Here is a 19,479-nt window from a genome sequence, read left to right as displayed (position 1 = left end):
TGGTATTAGACTTAATATTGTATAAAGATATCATTTCTTTTTCGAGTAGATTTTAGTGAAAAGTTACCGTAAAGAGTACGAAACGAATTCATAATTTGTCTCAGGTTATTTTCACAATAGTATAAACTTAAATTGATGTAAAACAAAAAACCTGATAGAGATGATTACTATCAGGTTTTATATTTTAAAATACTACTCTTTAATTACAAAGTAGCTGCATATTCAATTAAATCAACAATTTTAGTTGAATACCCCATTTCATTATCATACCAAGAAACAACTTTTACAAAATTATCATTTAAAGCAATTCCTGCTTTCGCATCAAAAATTGAAGTTCTTGTATCTCCAACAAAATCTTGAGAAACCACCATATCTTCGGTATACCCAAGAACACCTTTCATTTCTTCACTTTCTGAAGCCGTTTTCATAGCTGCACAAATTTCTTCATAAGTTGCTGCTTTTTCTAACTTTACAGTTAAATCTACTACAGAAACATCCATTGTAGGAATTCTGAATGCCATACCCGTTAATTTACCATTCATTGCAGGAATTACTTTTCCTACTGCTTTTGCAGCACCTGTAGAAGACGGAATTACATTATGAATTGCAGAACGGCCACCTCTCCAATCTTTCATAGAAGGACCATCTACTGTTTTTTGAGTAGCGGTTGCTGCATGTACAGTTGTCATTAAACCTTCAACGATACCAAAGTTATCATTTAAAACTTTTGTAATTGGCGCTAAACAATTTGTTGTACAAGATGCGTTAGAAAAAATTTGCTGATCTGCTTTTAGTTCTTTGTTGTTTACACCCATAACAAACATTGGTGTATGATCTTTAGAAGGTGCAGATAATACTACTTTTTTAGCTCCAGCTTCTAAGTGCTTTCCTGCCGTTTCTTCCGTTAAGAAAAATCCAGTAGATTCTATTACATATTCAGCTTCTACTTCATCCCACTTTAAATTTGCTGGATCTCTTTCTGCAGTAATTCTGATTTCATTTCCATTTACAACTAACATGCCATCTTTCACTTCTACAGTGCCATCAAAAGCGCCATGAACTGAATCATATTTAAGCATATATGCCAAGTAATCAACATCTAATAAATCATTAATTGCAACTACTTGTACATTATCTCTTAATACAGATGATCTAAATGCCAATCTTCCTATTCTTCCAAATCCGTTAATTCCTACTTTTATCATTTTATCTTAATTTAAACTATTATGTGGTCATAATATCTGACACACGAATTAATTCTTTATTTATTTTTGATTGACCTTTTATGGCTTTTTCTAAAGGTGTAATCGCTATTTTATCGTTTAATAAGCCAACCATTAAATTAGATTTCCCTTCCAATAAGCATTCCACTGCCTTAACGCCCATTCTACTTGCTAAAACTCTATCAAAACAAGAAGGAGAACCTCCTCTTTGCATATGTCCTAACACAGAAACGCGCACATCGTATGCTGGTAAGTGCTCATTTACATAATCTTTTAATTCAAAAACATTTTTACCTGTTTTATCACCTTCTGCAACAATTACAATACTCGATGATTTTCCAGATTCTCTACTTCTTTTTAAGGAATCTAATAAACGCTCTAAACCTAAATCTTCTTCAGGAATTAAAATTTCTTCTGCACCTGCACCAACACCTACATTTAAGGCAATATGCCCGGCATCTCTTCCCATTACTTCGATAAAAAATAATCGATTGTGTGAGGATGCAGTATCTCTAATCTTATCAATAACTTCAACAACGGTGTTTAGAGCTGTATCATAGCCTAAAGTGTGTGAAGTACCAGCAATATCATTATCAATAGTTCCTGGAATTCCCATTATTGGAAAACCAAATTCTTGACTAAAAATTAATGCACCCGTAAAGGTTCCATCTCCTCCTATTGTCACTAGAGCATCTATTCCCGCTGCTTTTAAAGATTCATGAGCCTTTTTTCTTCCTTCTTTAGTCATAAAATCAATAGACCTTGCAGATTTTAAAAAAGTACCTCCTTTATTGATGATTCCTTTTACACTTCGTGCATCTAAATTCACAAAATCGCCTTCAATCATTCCTTGATAGCCTCTATAAATTCCCGCACACTCTATTTTATAATAAGCACAAGTTCTTACAACTGCCCTTATTGCTGCGTTCATACCTGGAGAATCTCCTCCAGAAGTCATAACGCCTATTTTTTTAATTTTCTCCATAATTTTACAGTGTAAAAATAATTCTTTTTAGTGATTAAACATAATAAATTTACGAAATCGTTTTAGGCTTAAACCTCCTAATTTTAAAAGGAAATAATAATGTTTCAGATACTAAAGTGTTTTTATTTTGTGATAAATAAAAAACACCAAAACACGAACATTTTAATCGCCTGAAAAATTAATTAAATTTTTATTTTTTGGTTTTATACTATCTTTTTTACTAAACTCTTTATTAGTATTATTATTAATAGCTTTTTTTAGACCAATTTTAAAAAGTAATTCGGCAAACGTATTAAAATTTACTTGGTAAGACAAACCTACGCCTTGCGTGTAGCCTTCTTCTTGTTGAGAATATTGAATCTCATTTTGACGATTAAAAATAACACCTCTAAAACTACCTTCAGTATTTAATAATACTTCAATTTTTACTTCACCAATAACACTAGACTGTGTTTCTGAGCCCACTGGCACACCAACTTTACCATTTATAATAACTCGGTCGCTAACCTGCGTACTTACAGAAACATCAACTTGATTATCAATGTTTAATCGATCAATATCATTGCCACTTTCTCCTTGTTGATAATCTACCCCTAACTGAAACTTACTATCGGGTGTATTTAATAAATTAGAAAAAGCTCCCGCAATTGCGCTCGATGCAGTTCCTGTAAGTGTATTATTTACATCAAAACTTACTCTATCCGGATTTCTAAAAGAACCGAATGCTAATAATGAAATAAATTGTGTTGTTTTTTCATTTATATTGTTATCATTTAAAATAAACTCTAGTTCACTAGCGATGGTAGGATCTACGTTTGTAAGCTGAATATCCAATTCTTGTTTAGAACTAAATAAACCTCCCGTAATTCTTGTGACTAAATCTATTTCTTCTTTTCTGTTAGAATTAAAATTTTGCAATAAAACGCCAGGATTTGCTTTTGCCTTATAAATTGCTGTTACATCTAAATTAGCTTCGTACGGATTTCCGTCCCAAGCAACGGTACCTCCTTTTTGAATGATAAACGGTTTGTTAATGATGCCTCCGTATTTAAAATCATAGACTCCACTATTAATCCTATAATCTCCAAACATATCAAACTTACCCCTGGTATTAATTATTATTTCCAGATTTCCCGAACCTCTACCCGTTAATTGACTTCCATTAACTTCGTCTATCACTACCTGCGCTTCTGCATCTTTTGTAACTTCTAAATCAATATTTAAAGACACCCCTTTAAGAGCTTCTTGCGCAATTTCTCTCTGCCGATCTGTCGTTTTAAGTTTATCCGATTGAAAATGAATTAATCGATAACTATCTACAGTTTCTACATCTTTTAAGGGCACTACGAATTTTGTTCCTGGGTTTGTTTTCGCATTAATATTGATGGATAATTTTTCTGTTAAACCAGTAATACCAACCGCACCATCTATAAAAGCTGTTCCATAATACAAGGCTTCGTCGGAATCTTTCGTATCTAAAGCGACTAAATTATCTGTAACTATTTCTAAATTTAAATACCAAAGTTCTAAATTTTGATGTGTAATTTCTCCTAATAATCTTCCTTTCGTATTGTATTTGGTATCTGATAATTTTACATCTTCAATAATAAAGGATTGTTGATCTAATAAAATGGTAGATTTGCCTTCAAAATCATAATCAACATTTAAGTAAGGGAATTTTAAACCTGCATTTTGCAATGTTAAAGTGCCTTGCATATCTGGGTTGATTAAAAATCCTCTGAGCTTAAAATCTCCAGAAACACTGCCTCTTAATTTAGAAATTACATCTTTTCCTAATGGACTAAATGCCTGTAAATTATAATCTTCTAAAAAAACTTGTAAATCAATTAAGGGTCTTTTTTTTGAAAAATCTAATACCCCTGTGGCGTCAATACTTTTTACTTTGTCATTATTTATTGATAAATCTACTTTGTACTTTTCATAAGAATTATCGCCAATAATATTGATAGCCAATTCGCCTTGTTTAAATTTATTGACTTGAAAATCTTGAATTATCAAGGCCGCTTTTGGTTTGTATACATTTTCTTTTTGGATAAAATCTAGGTGACCAGAAACACTACCTTTTAAGACCAAACTATCTATTTCTGGCAAAAAACTTTGAAGTTTTACCTTCGTTAAATCTGCTGCTAGTATTTTTTCTGTATCGCCTTGCAATTTTCCGGTAAATTCAATTTTTTGTGCTCCTGAAACCAATTTAAATTGACTAAACGTAAAATCATTGTTCTTTAAATCGAAGGTGATTTTATGAGTATTGTTTTCATCAGGATTAATATTCCAAGCTGTATTTTTAAATACAAAAGTAGATTTCTCAAAACCTAAAACAGATTTTTTATCCTCATTAATCGTATAGAAAAAATCTAAATTAAAATTTTCATTATTATTCAAACCTCCGTTAAATACCGATTTAAAATATAAAGTATCATTTTCAGTCCTATTTAAAAGATTTAATTTAGAAATGTTGTAGTACTTTGTATTTACTTCTGACGCCGTTAAATGTGAGTTATAAAGCGGATTTTGATTGTCTGTTCTCAACAACATATCCTTTAACTCATTGCCATAAGCATCTATTCTAGGCGATGAAAACATTAATTTTAACAGATTCGTATCCGATTGTATTTTTCCTTTTATCTTGGTATTATCATCAATATAAACTTCTGGAAAAAATACATTTACAATTTGATTATAAATGGTAAAATTAAAATCTAAAAATTGATTGGGTGCTACTTTATAAGGTTCATAATTGGTGTAAATACTCCCTAAAGCATTTTGTGCTACTTTAGATACTTCGTAGAATGTAAACTTGCCCCTTAAATATCCTTTTGCAATGTCTTCTGATATTAATTCGACACTTTTAATACTATCTTGTAAAGAAGAAGAAACTTTAAACTCTTTAAAACTAAATTCTTGTTTTTGATTGGTATAAAAAACATCTTTAAAAATAGCATTTCCAACAATATCATCAAAAGTATTGCCTTCTACATCTAGGTTTATAATACCTTTTAAGTGCGCAATACTATCTCTTACAAAAAGATTGGTTTTTTTTAAATTTAGATAGGCAATATCTGATTTAAAATCAAACTTATGTACCTCAGAAGATAAATCTGCTAAACCACTAAAATTCATTTTAAAATTTTCGTCATTAATGGTTAACTCACCATCAAACTTATTATTTTGATATTGACCGTTTGCTACAATATTACGATAACTATATCCTTTAAATTGCAATTCTGAAACCTTGCCTATAAAGGATGTATTTACATTATCTAACGTAAAACCACTTCCATTTACATCTCCTTTTAAGGAAATTTCGCCAAATAAAGGGTCATTAAAAAAAGTACCAATATTAAAATTATTCAACGCTATTTCCCCATAATAATTAGCATGGTCAATTTTATCAATATTAGAAATTAACAAATCTGAAACTAAGGAACCAATTTCAGAATTCACAGAAGTAGTGGCTTCCATTTGCGTGGGTGTAACCTTAATACGCCCTTTTAAATTGAACTTACCAAATTTTTCAAATTCAGAAGGTAATCTGCTTCCTAAAACATTAGGCAATATATTTTTCAGTCCTCTGTAGGTAGCTGTTAAATTTTTAAGATTGCTTTCAAAAATAAAACCTCTTTCTGTGTTAACGGCATTTACAAATGATAAATCTCCAGCTATTTTTAACCCTTTTTTGGATGATATTTTTAATTTTTTTAAATCGAAGTTATTCAGTTTACCTGAAAAATCGACTCTTATATTCATAATATCATTACCACTTAACTCCTTATAAAAGTTCTTAATATCTTGCACAGCTACCGTACTTTTATCGAAGTGTGCATCTATTTGTACTTTATTATTAAAATTTGATAATTCTTCTTTTTTATAGGTAAAAGCTATGTCTGCATTTATAGTAGATTTTTTAGTTTGTAACGTGGTTTTTTTAAAATGCATTTCGGTGTTCGAATACGAAAAATCGGTTGTTAAATTGGTGACTTCTAATCCAAATTTGTCTAGCAAATACAAGCCTCTTATTTTAGAAGAAATAGTAGATCCTACAAGTGAAAAATCTTGAAAATTTCCGCCTGCATTGGTTGCCGCATAATTTACTGAATCTTTTCTATTGGCATTTGTTAATCTAAAATTGAGATTGCTTACATACAAATTCGAAGTTTTTAGAGTAAACGGATTGGCAAGCGAATCTTTGGGTTTTCCGTTATCAAATGATTTGATAAAGACACTCATATTATCTTCTTCTTCGCCTGTATACGTTTTCATGTAGTAGTAAGCATCCTCTAAATAAATACTTTTTAGGGTTACCTCATTTTCTAAAATTCGCCTTACATTACTTATGGATGTGGTTACTTTATTTACAAAAATTAAGGTGTCTTGATGATGATCTCTAATCTCCACACCTTTTAACTGTACGCTTCCTAAAAAAGATAAATCGACTTTTTTAATCGTTAAATTAACGCCAAAATCTTTGTTAATTTTATTCGTTAGTTGATTGCCTAATTTTGTTTGAATTGCCGGAATTGAAAGTAAGATACTCATCAATAGTAAAAAGAGCAACAAGTACCCCAACCATTTTAGTATTTTTTTTCCAACGTTTTTGATAGTAAGAATATTTAAAGTCTTTGTAAATTTACATAAGTTTCAACAAAAATATTGCCACATAATACAATTAACATGCAAAATTTAACAAACTATTAAATTTCTATTCTTAAAAAACAGAAGCATGCATAAATTTATACTTAATTTTGCAGTACTTTAACTCGTTTTATGAATACACCAATTTATATTTTAGGCATAGAATCTTCTTGTGATGACACTAGTGCTGCAGTTATTTGCGATGGAAAAGTGTTAAGTAACGTAATTGCAAATCAAGAAGTACACTCAAAATACGGCGGCGTTGTCCCCGAACTTGCATCTAGAGCGCATCAGCAAAATATAGTACCAGTAGTGCAACAAGCTTTGGCGCAAGCAAATATTACCAAAGAACAATTGTTTGGCATTGCATTTACTCGAGGTCCAGGATTAATGGGATCTCTATTAGTCGGTACTTCTTTCGCAAAGTCTTTGGCTTTAGGTTTACAAATTCCGTTATTGGCAGTAAACCACATGCAAGCCCATATTTTGGCACATTTTATAAAGGATAAAGACACTAAAATTCCTACGTTTCCTTTTATTTGTTTAACCATTAGTGGCGGACATACCCAAATTGTAAAAGTGACCAATCATTTTGAAATGGAAATTTTAGGCGAAACGATTGATGATGCTGTTGGCGAAGCTTTTGATAAATCTGCTAAAATTTTAGGATTACCATATCCTGGAGGTCCGCTGATTGATCAATATGCGCAGTTAGGAAACCCAAAAGCTTATCAATTTACGAAGCCTAAAGTAGGCGATTTAGATTTTAGTTTTAGCGGCTTAAAAACAGGAATCTTGTATTTTATACAAAAGCAACAAAGAGTAAATCCTAATTTTATCAAAGAAAATTTACATGATATTTGTGCCTCCATTCAGTTTACCATTGTAGAAATATTAATGGATAAATTAAAAAACGCTGTCAAACAAACAGGCATTAAACAAATTGCTATTGCGGGTGGTGTTTCGGCAAATTCAGCTATTAGAGAAAGATTAAACTTGGCAGAAAAGCATTTGGGTTGGACTACCTATATTCCTAAATTTGAATACACTACAGACAATGCCGCTATGATTGCCATTACTGGATATTTAAAATATCTGAAGAACGATTATGCTGATATCTCTATTACGGCAAAAGCGCGTTTAAAAGTCACAGAATAGCATCTGCAACAAGAATTATAACGATTTAAATACTTGAATGATTCTTGAAACCACGTTTTAAAAAATTCATTGCCCAATAAAATTCAAATCAATTGAAAGATTTCAAAAACAGATTATTATTCAACCTCAATTACTTTCTATTTTGGATTGTTTACTTTGTCTTTGCTCGTTTCTTTTTTCTCGCTTATTATTTTGATAAAACGCAAGAATTAGGCATTTCAACGACTTTAAAAACTTTTTTATATGGGGTGCAGTTAGATGCCTCATTCGCAGCCTACCTTTCTTTTATTCCGTTTTTATTCATAATTTTATCGGTTTTCATCAATCCTAAAGTCATTTTAAAAGTAATTAAAGGATACACTATTTTTGTGGCGCTTTGCATTAGTTTATTGTTATTGATTGATGCTGGTTTGTACCAAGCTTGGGGCATTCGTTTAGATGCCTCCCTACTGCCTTATTTAAATACACCAACATTAATGATTTCTTCTGCCTCGAATTTTCAGTTGGCGAGTGGAGTCTTTTCTTGGTTGCTTATTTCTTTTCTATTTATTCGATTATTTGACAAAATTCATAAAACAAGCACTACTAAAATAGCCTTGGGATCTTGGCTAGAAATTCCGTTTTTTGTATTGATTACAGCCACTTTAATCGTCCCGGTAAGAGGCGGTTTTCAAACCATTCCTGTAAACCAAAGCAATGTATATTTTTCAGATCAAATGTTTGCCAATCATGCTGCAATTAATTTTATTTGGAACTTTTCGAACACCATTACCCACAAATCCGATGGTACAAATCCGTATGCTTATTTTGATGCAGAAACGGCATTAAAGCGCATCAACAAAACAAAAAACAAGCTTTTAGAAGCTGATACTGATACAATTTTAACAACCACAAAACCTAATGTAATTTTAATTCTTTGGGAAAGTTTACCTGCAAAAGTAGTAGGTGCTTTAGGAGGCGAACCCAATGTGACTCCTAATTTAAACAAACTATCTAAAGAAGGTCTTTTGTTTACCAATTTTTATGCCAACGGAGATAGAACAGACAAAGGAATTCCGGCTGTTTTAAGTGGCTATTATCCGCCACCTGTAAAGAGAATTATGCGCATGCCAAATAAAACAAGAAGCTTACCAATGTTGCCCAAAGAAATGAAAAAACTAGGCTACCATACTTCTTTTTATTATGGAGGTGATTTAAATTTCGGGAATATGAATACCTATTTAAGAAATGCCGGAATTAATGATATTGTTGATGGCAGTGCTTTCGATAAAAAAGATTGGAATTCTAAATGGGGCGCTTATGATGATGTTTTTATGAAACGTTTTGCCAAAGATTTATCTACACGGCAAAAAGAACCTTTTTTTAAAATTGCACTAACCTTAACAAGTCATGAGCCTTATGAAATTAAAGGCGCCTATAAATTTGGAAAGGACACTGAAGACAACAAATTTAGAAGTGCTCATTCATATACAGATCAAGTGATTGGTGACTTTATTGCTTTTGCCAAACAACAAGCTTGGTATAAAAATACCGTCATTGTAATTATGTCCGATCATGGACATACTTCTCCTAAACATGAAGGTCCTTATTTTTCTCCTAAAAAATTTAGAATTCCTATGCTGTGGTTAGGAGGCGCCGTCAATCCAAATATGAAAGAAATAGCCACCTTTTCTAGTCAGGTTGATTTTTCATACACTTTATTAGAACTGCTAAAAGGCGATAACAAGGATTTTGTGTTTAGTAAAAATATCTTCAACAATTCTGATGAGCAGTTTGCACATTATACTTTTAATAAAGGATACGGTACCCTTGATAAAAACGGAATTTTTGTCTACGATTTTGTCAGTAATCAACCTATTTTAAGCCAAGGTAAAAACACTGCAAAACTAGACTCTTTAGGCAAGGCGATTACACAAAATGCATATCAAGATTTTTTAGATAGAAAGTAAGCGAAGTTTTTTAAGAAAGATTATTATGATCCACATATCTTTTATACAAACATAAAAAAAGTCAATATACCGTTTTAGAGATTACATCTTGAATTAGAAACCAATTTAGTCAGTAAGTAATGTTTATTTGGCATCAATACAATTTTAAACATAAAAAAACCTTAATAGATTTCTCTATCAAGGTTGTTCTATAAGAAAGACAAGATCACTTAATTATATCTTTAAATTGGTATTAAAAACAGTAATAACTAAGCAATTGCTGCCGCTACTTTTTTATACGTTCCGTTTTCTAACTTTGTTCTAATCGCCGAAAAAGCTGTAATCGTTTCATCGATGTCTTCTTGAGTGTGGGTTGCAGTAGGAATCAATCTTAAGATAATTAATCCTTTCGGAATTACTGGATATACTACAATAGAACAGAAAATTCCATGATTTTCTCTTAAATCATTTACCATTGCCATCGCTTCCGGAATATCTCCTTTTAAAAACACGGGAGTTATACATGTTTGTGTAGTTCCTAAATCGAAACCAGCGTTACGCAATCCTGATTGTAAGTTTCTTGTATTTTCCCACAATTTTTCTTTTAATTCTGGCATGGTACGCAACATGTCTAAACGCTTTAAAGCGCCTTTTACCATGGCCATTGGTAATGATTTAGCGAACATTTGTGAACGCATATTGTACTGCAAAAACTGAATTACGTCTTTATTACCTGCTAAAAAAGCACCGATACCTGCCATTGATTTTGCAAACGTTGCAAAATACACATCGATATCATCTTGCACGCCTTGCTCAAAACCAGTTCCTCTACCACCTTCTCCAAGCGTTCCGAATCCATGCGCATCATCTACTAACAATCTAAAATTATATTTTTTCTTAAACGACACAATTTCTTTTAAACGACCTTGCTCACCGCGCATTCCGAAAACTCCTTCAGAAATTACTAAAATTCCGCCACCCGTCTTTTCTGCCATTTTAGCAGCGCGTTTTATGTTCTTTTCAAAACTCTCCATATTATTATGACGATATACAAAACGCTTTCCTGAATGCAAACGCACGCCATCTATAATACACGCATGCGTGTCCATATCATACACAATAATATCATTTTTGGTCACCAAAGCATCTATTGCAGACATAATTCCTTGATATCCAAAATTTAATAAATACGCTTTTTCTTTATCAACGAACTCCGCACATTCAACTTCTAATTGTTCGTGAAAAGGTGTGTGACCAGACATCATTCTAGCGCCCATTGGGTATGCCATTCCATGTTCTGATGCTGCTTCTCCGTCTACTTTTAATATTTCTGGATGATTGGCGAGACCTAAATAGTCATTAATACTCCAAGTAACTACTTTTCTGCCATTAAAAGACATTCTATTAGAAATGGGACCTTCTAGCTTAGGAAAAACATAATATCCTTCTGCTTGATCAGCCCATTTTCCCAAAGGACCTTTGTCCTTAATTATTCTATCAAATAAATCTGTCGTCATTTTTATCTTTTGTTTTGAAGTCTGCAAAGTTAGCAAAAATTAACAATTTTAACAATTCGTTAATTTATAGCCTTTTATTTAGAATCTTACTCAATAAAACCCTGTTTCCGCATCCACTTATCATTATAAATTTTGTTCATATACCGAGCCCCCCCATCAGGAAAAATAAGCACCACAAAACTATCTTCAGAAAATTGGTTTTGTTTTGCATATTGTTTGGTAGCCTGCACTACTGCACCACAAGTATATCCTGGAAAAATACCTTCTGATTTGATGATTTCTCTAGCGGTTAAAGCAGCTTCTTTATCCGTTACTTTTTCGTACACGTCAATAATATCGAAATCTGTAGCAGTCGGAATTAAATTTTTGCCCAAACCTTCTATTTTATAGGGTGATACTTCATTTAAATCAAGTTTACCTGTTTCGTGATATTTCTTTAACACAGAACCATAAGCATCTACGCCTAAAATTTTAATATTGGGGTTTTGTTCTTTTAAGTATTTTCCTGTTCCAGAAATGGTACCTCCTGTACCACTTGCCACCACCAAATGGGTAATTTTACCTTCTGTTTGTTTCCAGATTTCTGGACCTGTAGTTCTGTAATGTGCCTCACTATTTAAGGCATTAAAATATTGATTAATATAAACAGAATTGGGGGTTTCTTTGGCAATTCTTTTTGCAACTTCGTAATAAGATTTTGGATCGTCTGGAGGAACATTTGCCGGACAAACATGTACCTCTGCTCCCATTGTTTTTAGCAAATCTATTTTATCTTGTGATGATTTATCTGAAACCGCCAAAATACAATTGTAGCCTTTTACCAAACTAATCATCGCTAAACTATAGCCTGTATTGCCTGAAGTGGTTTCTACAATCGTAGCTCCTTTTGTTAAAATGCCTTTTTTTTCTGCATTTTCTACGATATGTAGGGCTATTCTGTCTTTTTGAGAATTACCAGGATTAAAAGATTCTAATTTTGCAAAGTAAGAACCTTTTAAATCTTTGGTAATTGTATGGAGTTGTACTAAGGGTGTTTCTCCTACTAATTCTAATATATTTTTACTAATTCCTTGATTTCTTGTCATGCCAATATTTCATAAAATAAACGTCATTTATAGAATTTATACCAAATTGATTTCAGTAAAAATGACGAATTTATTTTTTATATTTTAGGGATTGCTTCATCACCTTTTGAAAGACAATTCTTTTTTTACAACCGGGGACAAAAATACACAACCTTATTGAATTAGGAATTCATTTTAAGGCTTAATCGTATCCAAGTCTAATTTATTTTCTAATGCTAAAAAGAACGTATAATCTTGCGCCGTTTCTTTTAAAGCCTCAAAACGTCCGGAAGCGCCACCATGACCTGTTTCCATATTGGTATGCAACATTAATATATTATTATCAGTTTTTAGTTCGCGCAATTTGGCAACCCATTTAGCAGGTTCCCAATATTGTACTTGAGAATCATGAAAACCAGTAGTTACTAGCATATTAGGATATGCCTTTGCGGTTACCTGATCGTATGGCGAATAAGATTTTATATACTCATAATAGACCTTTTCATTCGGATTTCCCCATTCGTCATATTCTCCGGTGGTTAGTGGAATAGTATCATCTAACATTGTAGAGATAACATCAACAAAAGGAACCGCCGCAATAACACCATTGTACAATTCTGGATTCATATTGATTATCGTACCCATTAATAATCCTCCTGCCGAGCCTCCCATGGCATATAAATGTTTTGCCGAAGTATACTTATTATCAATTAAATATTTAGAACAGTCTATAAAATCTGTAAAGGTGTTTTTTTTATTGAGCATTTTACCGCCTTCATACCATTCACGTCCTAAATATTGACCACCCCTAATATGCGCCAAAGCAAATACAAAACCTCTATCTAACAAACTTAAGCGTGTGGTAGAAAAGCTATCTGGAATTGTTGCACCATAAGAACCATAAGCATATTGCATTAATGGAGTGTTTTCGTTTAACGCTGTATCTTTATGATATACTAAAGAAACAGCAACTTTTTTGCCGTCTCTTGCAGTTACCCAAACACGTTTACTTATATAATTTTCTTTATGAAACTTACCTCCTAAAACTTCTTGTTCTTTTTTAACTTCTTTAGATTGATTGCTCATATCAAAATCGATTACAGAGCTCGGTGTGGTAAAAGAGTTATAGGAATATCTTATAATATTGGTATCAAATTCAGGATTTCCATAAACCCCAGCAGCATACGTTTCTTCATCAAAAGGCAAATAATAATCTTCTTTTTCGTCCCAACGTTTAATGCGAATTTTATTTAAGCCACCAGCACGTTCTTCTAAAACTAAATAGTCTTTAAAAATAGAAAAATCTTCTAACAACGTGTCTGCTCTATGCGGAATAACATCTGTCCAGTTTTCTTTGGTTGTTTTAGACACAGGGGTTTTCATCAACTTAAAATTTGTTGCACCGTCTTTATTCGTTAAAAAATAAAAGTGATCTTTATAGTGCGCCACACTGTATTCTAAATCTTTAACACGTTTTTGTAGTATGGTAAATTGCCCTGTTGGGTTGTCTGCATCTAAATATTGTGCCTCCGTAGCAAGCGTGCTATAAGAACCAATAAAAATATATTTTTTAGATTTAGATTTTGTAACATAGACTCCAAAAGTTTCATCTTTTTCGTGATATACTTCAATATCTTGAGAAGTTGGTGTTCCTAAAATATGTCTAAAAATTCGCTCACTTCTTAACGTTCTAGGATCTTTTTTCGTGTAAAAAATGGTTTTGTTGTCATTTGCCCAAACAGAACCTCCCGTGGTATTTTCAATAATATCTTTGTAAATTTCTCCTGTTTCTAAATTTTTAATCCGTAGAATATATTGCCTTCTACTCACCGTATCAACTGCAAAAACAACTAATTTATTATTCGTAGAAATATTTAAACCACCTAATTGATAATAATCATGGCCTTTAGACATTTCATTTACATTAAAAAGAACTTCTTCATCTGCTGCTAAAGTTTCTTTTTTACGACTATAAATAGGATATTGCTTTCCGGTTTCATAGCGTGTAATATAAAAATAACCATTGTCTTTATACGGCACAGAAGAATCGTTTTCTTTAATTCTACCTTTCATTTCTTGAAATAATCCCTCTTGAAAAGTCTTTGTATACGCTGTTAATTTATCATAATACTCATTTTCAGCTTCTAGATAATTAACTACTTTTTGAGTTTGGTCATCTTTTATCTCTGCTAATTTTTGATCATCAGACAAACGCATCCAAAAATAGTTGTCTATTCTTACATCATCATGTTTGATTAATTCAGTGGGTATTTTTTCTGCTAAAGGAAACTTTGCATCGGTACTCTTCATCATTGTCGTATTATTTTTACAAGCGGCTGTAAAAATAAGACTAATAAATAAGGATAAAAGAAATATTTTTCATTTTTGAAAGACAAAAATTCTTGTTGATTTCACTAAATTTGTACTTCATTATTTTAAAAAAGAAATAGTATGTTTGGAGACATGTCTGGAATGATACAGAAATTAGAAGATGCACAAAAAAAAATAGAAGAAACAAAAATAAGATTAAACTCGGTTTTGATTGATGAAGCTTCTGTAGACGGAAAAATAAAAATTAAATTGACTGCCAATAGCGAGATAAAAGCAATTACCATTGATGATTCTTTACTTGCAGATGCAGAAGAATTAGAAGATTATTTAGTTATTACTTTAAATAAAGCGCTTTCAAAAGCCGCTCAAATGAATGAACAAGAAATGGCAGCTGCAGCAAAAAACGGAATGCCTGATATTCCTGGAATGGATTTATTTAAGTAAAATTGTATGAATTTTAATTTAGAAGAATATATGTTGCCTTGCTTAAGCAAAACCTTTTTTGGGTTTGATTGTTTGGGGTGCGGGTTGCAAAGATCTCTTCTATTGGTTATTCATGGCGATTTTATTGCTGCATTTAAAATGTATCCTGCTATTTTTACTTTAATCGCTTTATTTTTATTTATTGTTATTAATACGAAAGTAAAGTTTCAAAAATCAAAAAAAATAATTAGCAGTTTAGCGTATTTAAATTTATCTATTATGATTATTAGTTACTTGATAAAGCTAAATCTTTAAAAAAAATCATATGAAAAAGCTGAAAACTACCCTAATTTATATTTTATCATCTATAAGTTTATTATGTTGCTGCTTTGCAGGTCTTGGTATTTTGTTAGCGCTTCCTTCTTTTTTAATTGCTCATAAAAAATTAAAAGAAGCTACTTTAAATCCAGAAGAATATGATATTGATGATATAAATGGCATGTCAACTGCAAAAACTTTTGCAATGATTACTTTAATTATCAATGGTCTTTATTTTGCATTCAACATATATAAGTTTTTAACAATGGATTGGGATGTTTTTATGGAAGATTTTAATAGCATTCTAGAGCAATTCAAAGGCTAAGATTAAAATCAAATAGCATTCAATTACTTCTTGAAGCTGATCATATTATAAATACTTAACTTACTTAATTTAAGATACATAAGATCACAAAAAAGTATCTTTTTCGGTTACTTTTTATGTAAAAAATCACCTTAACAAATGGTACGATCATGATTTTTTAATTTCAATAAATCAAAAAAATAGTTCAATTTATTTACACGCTAAACGTTATTAGAAATCATAAAGACCTTCTTTATTAGAAGGTTTTTTTTGATTAAAAATCAAGGTAATAGCCTAAATAATAAAACTTATACCTATAATTTTAAATGATAAATAGTATTCAATACTGTATTTGAAACAGATATTGTAATTTTGTATTTCATGCAAATGCATCTATTTTAAAAGAATGAATATAAAAAATAAGAAAAAATCAACAGGAAAAAAAAATATAAAATGGGTAATATCTATTTTACTAATTCTAATAATTGGACTAGTTTCCATTCCTTTTTTATTTAAAGATAAAATTGTACAAATGGTTTCCAATACAATTAACAACAGCATTAACGCTAGCGTTACTTTTAAGGAAGTAGATTTAAGTTTGTTTCAAGATTTTCCTTTAGCAAGTATTACCGTTGCTGACATTGCAGTTGTAAATAAAGCACCTTTTTTAGGCGACACGCTATACAGTGCAAAATCACTAAATTTTAGCATGAAAATTACAGAACTTTTTAAAAATGCCGATGAAGTCATTGCATTAAATAGTATTACTAGTCAAAACGGACAAGTAAATATTATTTTTAATAAAGAAGATATTGGGAATTATGATATTGCTATTCAAAAAGAAAATACAAGTACTGCCGAAACAAATGAGTCTTTTTCACTTGATATTCAAGAATATGCACTTAAAAACATGACCTTTAGGTATATTGACCGAAGTAGCCATATGACTCTGAAATTAGAAAATATCAATCATACAGGAAAAGGAAATTTCGCCAAAGATATTTTAGATTTAGAGACTACTTCTAAAGCAAATTTATCGTTTGATTTTGGAGACGTAAATTATATAAACAATGTTGCTATTTCTTTGGATGCCATTTTAGGAATTGATCTAAAAAACAGCAAATTTAGGTTTAAAGAAAATAAAGGAACCATCAATCAACTGCCTTTAGAATTTGATGGTTTTGTTCAATTAGTGAATGAAAACCAAGTATATGACCTAAATTTTAAAACGCCCACTTCCTCTTTTAAAAATTTATTAGCACTTTTGCCAAAACAATATTCTGGTAATTTAGAAACCATAAAAACCGAAGGTAATTTCGATTTAAAAGGCACCGTAAAAGGTGTTTTGTCTGCAAATACAATTCCTGCTTTTGACATTTCTTTTTCCTCAAAAAACGCCCTATTTAAATATGATGATTTACCAAAATCGGTACAAAACATCAACATCGATGCAACAATTTTTAACAAAACAGGATATGCTAAAAACACCTCAATACAAATTGAAAAGTTAAATTTTAAAATTGATGAAGATGTATTTTCTGCCAATGCCAATATGCATAATTTAACCACGAATCCGAAAGTAAATTTAACTGCAAAAGGAATTATAAATTTGGAAAATATTCAAAAAGTATATGCAGGTGCATTAAAAAATAAGTTGGCTGGCATTTTAAACGCTGATATTACCACTAGTTTCGATATGAATTCTATTGAAAAAGAAGCTTATGAAAACATAAAAAATACAGGTACTATTACCGTTACTAATTTTGAATATGACGATAAAGATGTTGCAAATCCTTTTTACATTCATAAAACCGCTATCAGTTTTAATACAAATACAATTAAACTTAATGAGTTTGATGCTAAAACAGGAAGTTCTGATTTGACCATCTACGGGAATTTAAATAATTTTTATGGCTTCTTATTTAATGACGAAGTTTTAAAAGGAAATTTTAATTTAAATTCTAACAACTTTAAAGTTTCTGATTTTTTAGCCACGGATAAAAAAGAAACTAAAACTAGCACAACCTCTTTAAAAATTCCTGCGTTTTTAGATTGCAAATTTACGGCAAATGCAAAAAAAGTAATCTATGATAACATTACTTTAAACAATGTTTCTGGAACGATGTATGTAAAAGACGAAGCCGTAACGCTTCAAAATTTAAAGTCTGATGTTTTCGGAGGAAAGATTGGTTTTGACGGACAAGTGTCTACCAAGGGAAAAACATCAACCTTTAAAATGGATTTAAAATTAGATAAACTGAATATTGCAGAGTCCTTTGGAAACTTAGAAATGCTAAAATCGATTGCGCCTATTGCTAAAACCATAGAAGGCAAAATAAATTCTACGATTAAAGTTGCTGGAAATTTAAATGAAAATATGACCCCAAATTTAAAAACCATTTCTGGTGATTTATTTGGCAAATTATTAAATCCTGCTTTAAAAGCAAGCAACTCTAAAGCATTAAGTTTATTGAGTAATAAAGTATCTTTTTTAGATGTAAATCAATTAAATTTAGATGGCATTAATGCTTTTTTGTCTTTTGATAACGGACAAGTAACGGTAAAACCAATTCCGTTAAAATATAAAGATATTGGGATGGAAATATCTGGAAATCATAGTTTTGACAATTCAATGAATTATACTATTGTGTTTGATGTTCCTGTAAAATATTTAGGATCTGAAGTAACAGGGGTACTCAAAAAATTATCATCAAAAGATGCTGCCGAAATAAAAAGTGTACCTGTAAAAGCAAATCTAACAGGAAGTTTTACGAATCCGATTTTAGCAACAAATATAAAAGATGCTACTTCTAATTTGATAAAAGATTTGGTTGAAAAACAAAAGCAAAGCTTACTCAATAAGGGAAAAGATAAATTAACCGATTTATTAGGAATTGGCACTACAACCAAAGATTCTACAAAAACAACCCATGATAAAACAAAAGACAAAGTTAAAGACGTTTTAGGTGGACTTTTTGGCAAAAAGAAAAAAGATACTGTAAAAGGCAAACAAGAATAAATTGATAGAAACCGGTAGTTAAGTAATTGCTATTGAGCTGCGTTCAAAAAACTATATGAGAGAACCGACTACCAAAGAAAAAACAATTAAAAGCACATACAAAGAAATAACTATAATCGTAAAAACTCCGATAAATTTAAAATGAGATTTTAACATCATAAAAGCATCTGCAAGCGTGTCGTCATTTTTAGTGGCTAAAGCTAATTTCATTTTTCTAGAAAATTGAAATAAATACCAAACAGGTACCACATACAATATACCAGAAACTGCATAGATAGCAGCCCCTACGAACCCTAAAAATGGAATGCCCTGTTGTTGTCCTAATACTTCAAACATTGGCGCATACATTGTAGCGATTAAAATTGCAGCGATTATTAAAAATGCGCTGCTTAAAAAACCCAAAATAGCAAAGAAAAAAGTCCATTTAGATATTTCTCTTAAAAAACTTTTAGAATTTGAATTTAAGGTTAACTGCTCTAATTGTGTAATAGGATTTGGCATGATTTTATTCAATTTGTGTTCTCAAAAATAATAAAAAAACCACAAACTCTCT

At 31.1% G+C, this 19,479-nt stretch carries 13 protein-coding genes; 6 read left to right on the top strand and 7 right to left on the bottom strand.

From position 1 onward, the window contains the following. Positions 1-203: 203 nt before the first annotated feature. From gap to K8354_RS05715, 3 genes are all read right to left on the bottom strand, one after another. A complete protein-coding gene (gap, locus tag K8354_RS05725; protein ID WP_223446184.1) occupies positions 204-1,205 on the bottom strand; it encodes a type I glyceraldehyde-3-phosphate dehydrogenase in 1,002 nt (333 codons plus the stop codon). A gap of 19 nt (positions 1,206-1,224) precedes the next feature. After that, entirely contained in the window at positions 1,225-2,211 is a 987-nt protein-coding gene (gene pfkA, locus K8354_RS05720) for a 6-phosphofructokinase (RefSeq protein WP_223447604.1), read from the bottom strand. 159 nt (positions 2,212-2,370) lie between these two features. Then, on the bottom strand, positions 2,371-6,768 hold the full coding sequence (locus tag K8354_RS05715; RefSeq protein WP_223446182.1) for a translocation/assembly module TamB domain-containing protein: 4,398 nt from the start codon (positions 6,766-6,768) through the stop codon (positions 2,371-2,373). Positions 6,769-6,996: 228 nt separating this feature from the next. On the opposite strand from K8354_RS05715, the gene tsaD reads away from it, so the two are divergent. Together tsaD and K8354_RS05705 are read left to right on the top strand one after the other, a co-directional pair. Then, a complete protein-coding gene (tsaD, locus tag K8354_RS05710; protein WP_223446180.1) occupies positions 6,997-8,022 on the top strand; it encodes a tRNA (adenosine(37)-N6)-threonylcarbamoyltransferase complex transferase subunit TsaD in 1,026 nt (341 codons plus the stop codon). A gap of 92 nt (positions 8,023-8,114) precedes the next feature. Next, a complete protein-coding gene (locus tag K8354_RS05705) occupies positions 8,115-9,971 on the top strand; it encodes an LTA synthase family protein (RefSeq protein WP_223446178.1) in 1,857 nt (618 codons plus the stop codon). 248 nt (positions 9,972-10,219) lie between these two features. On the opposite strand, the gene capB is transcribed toward K8354_RS05705, so the two are convergent. From capB to K8354_RS05690, 3 genes are all read right to left on the bottom strand, one after another. Continuing rightward, complete coding sequence (gene capB, locus K8354_RS05700) at positions 10,220-11,467, bottom strand: cysteate-C-fatty acyltransferase (RefSeq protein ID WP_223446176.1); 1,248 nt, start codon at positions 11,465-11,467, stop codon at positions 10,220-10,222. A gap of 86 nt (positions 11,468-11,553) precedes the next feature. Continuing rightward, the gene (gene capA / locus K8354_RS05695) at positions 11,554-12,552 is read right to left on the bottom strand and encodes a cysteate synthase (protein WP_223446174.1); all 999 of its coding nucleotides are present in this window, start codon (positions 12,550-12,552) and stop codon (positions 11,554-11,556) included. 174 nt (positions 12,553-12,726) lie between these two features. Continuing rightward, positions 12,727-14,841, bottom strand: a complete 2,115-nt coding sequence (locus tag K8354_RS05690) for a S9 family peptidase (RefSeq protein ID WP_223447602.1) — start codon at positions 14,839-14,841, stop codon at positions 12,727-12,729. A gap of 141 nt (positions 14,842-14,982) precedes the next feature. Here K8354_RS05690 and K8354_RS05685 point away from each other — a divergent pair, with 141 nt between their 5' ends. The 4 genes from K8354_RS05685 to K8354_RS05670 all read left to right on the top strand — a co-directional run bounded on the left by K8354_RS05685 (position 14,983) and on the right by K8354_RS05670 (position 18,926). Further along, a complete protein-coding gene (locus tag K8354_RS05685; RefSeq protein ID WP_223446171.1) occupies positions 14,983-15,306 on the top strand; it encodes a YbaB/EbfC family nucleoid-associated protein in 324 nt (107 codons plus the stop codon). A gap of 6 nt (positions 15,307-15,312) precedes the next feature. Beyond that, positions 15,313-15,600, top strand: coding sequence for a DUF2752 domain-containing protein (locus K8354_RS05680; RefSeq protein ID WP_223446169.1), 288 nt, complete (start codon positions 15,313-15,315; stop codon positions 15,598-15,600). Between the two features lie 10 nt (positions 15,601-15,610). Then, positions 15,611-15,928 (top strand): CCC motif membrane protein, encoded by a 318-nt coding sequence (locus K8354_RS05675; RefSeq protein WP_223446167.1) that lies wholly within the window; start codon positions 15,611-15,613, stop codon positions 15,926-15,928. 385 nt (positions 15,929-16,313) lie between these two features. Continuing rightward, a complete protein-coding gene (locus K8354_RS05670; protein ID WP_223446165.1) occupies positions 16,314-18,926 on the top strand; it encodes an AsmA-like C-terminal region-containing protein in 2,613 nt (870 codons plus the stop codon). Positions 18,927-18,977: 51 nt separating this feature from the next. Here K8354_RS05670 and K8354_RS05665 read toward each other — a convergent pair whose 3' ends face one another. Next, on the bottom strand, positions 18,978-19,427 hold the full coding sequence (locus K8354_RS05665) for a DUF5362 family protein (RefSeq protein WP_223446163.1): 450 nt from the start codon (positions 19,425-19,427) through the stop codon (positions 18,978-18,980). Positions 19,428-19,479: the final 52 nt, after the last annotated feature.

The organism is Polaribacter litorisediminis, assembly GCF_019968605.1.
GTDB lineage: Bacteria > Bacteroidota > Bacteroidia > Flavobacteriales > Flavobacteriaceae > Polaribacter > Polaribacter litorisediminis.
The sequence above is the reverse complement of the archived record's forward strand: the minus strand, read 5'-3'. Positions and strand labels throughout refer to the sequence as shown.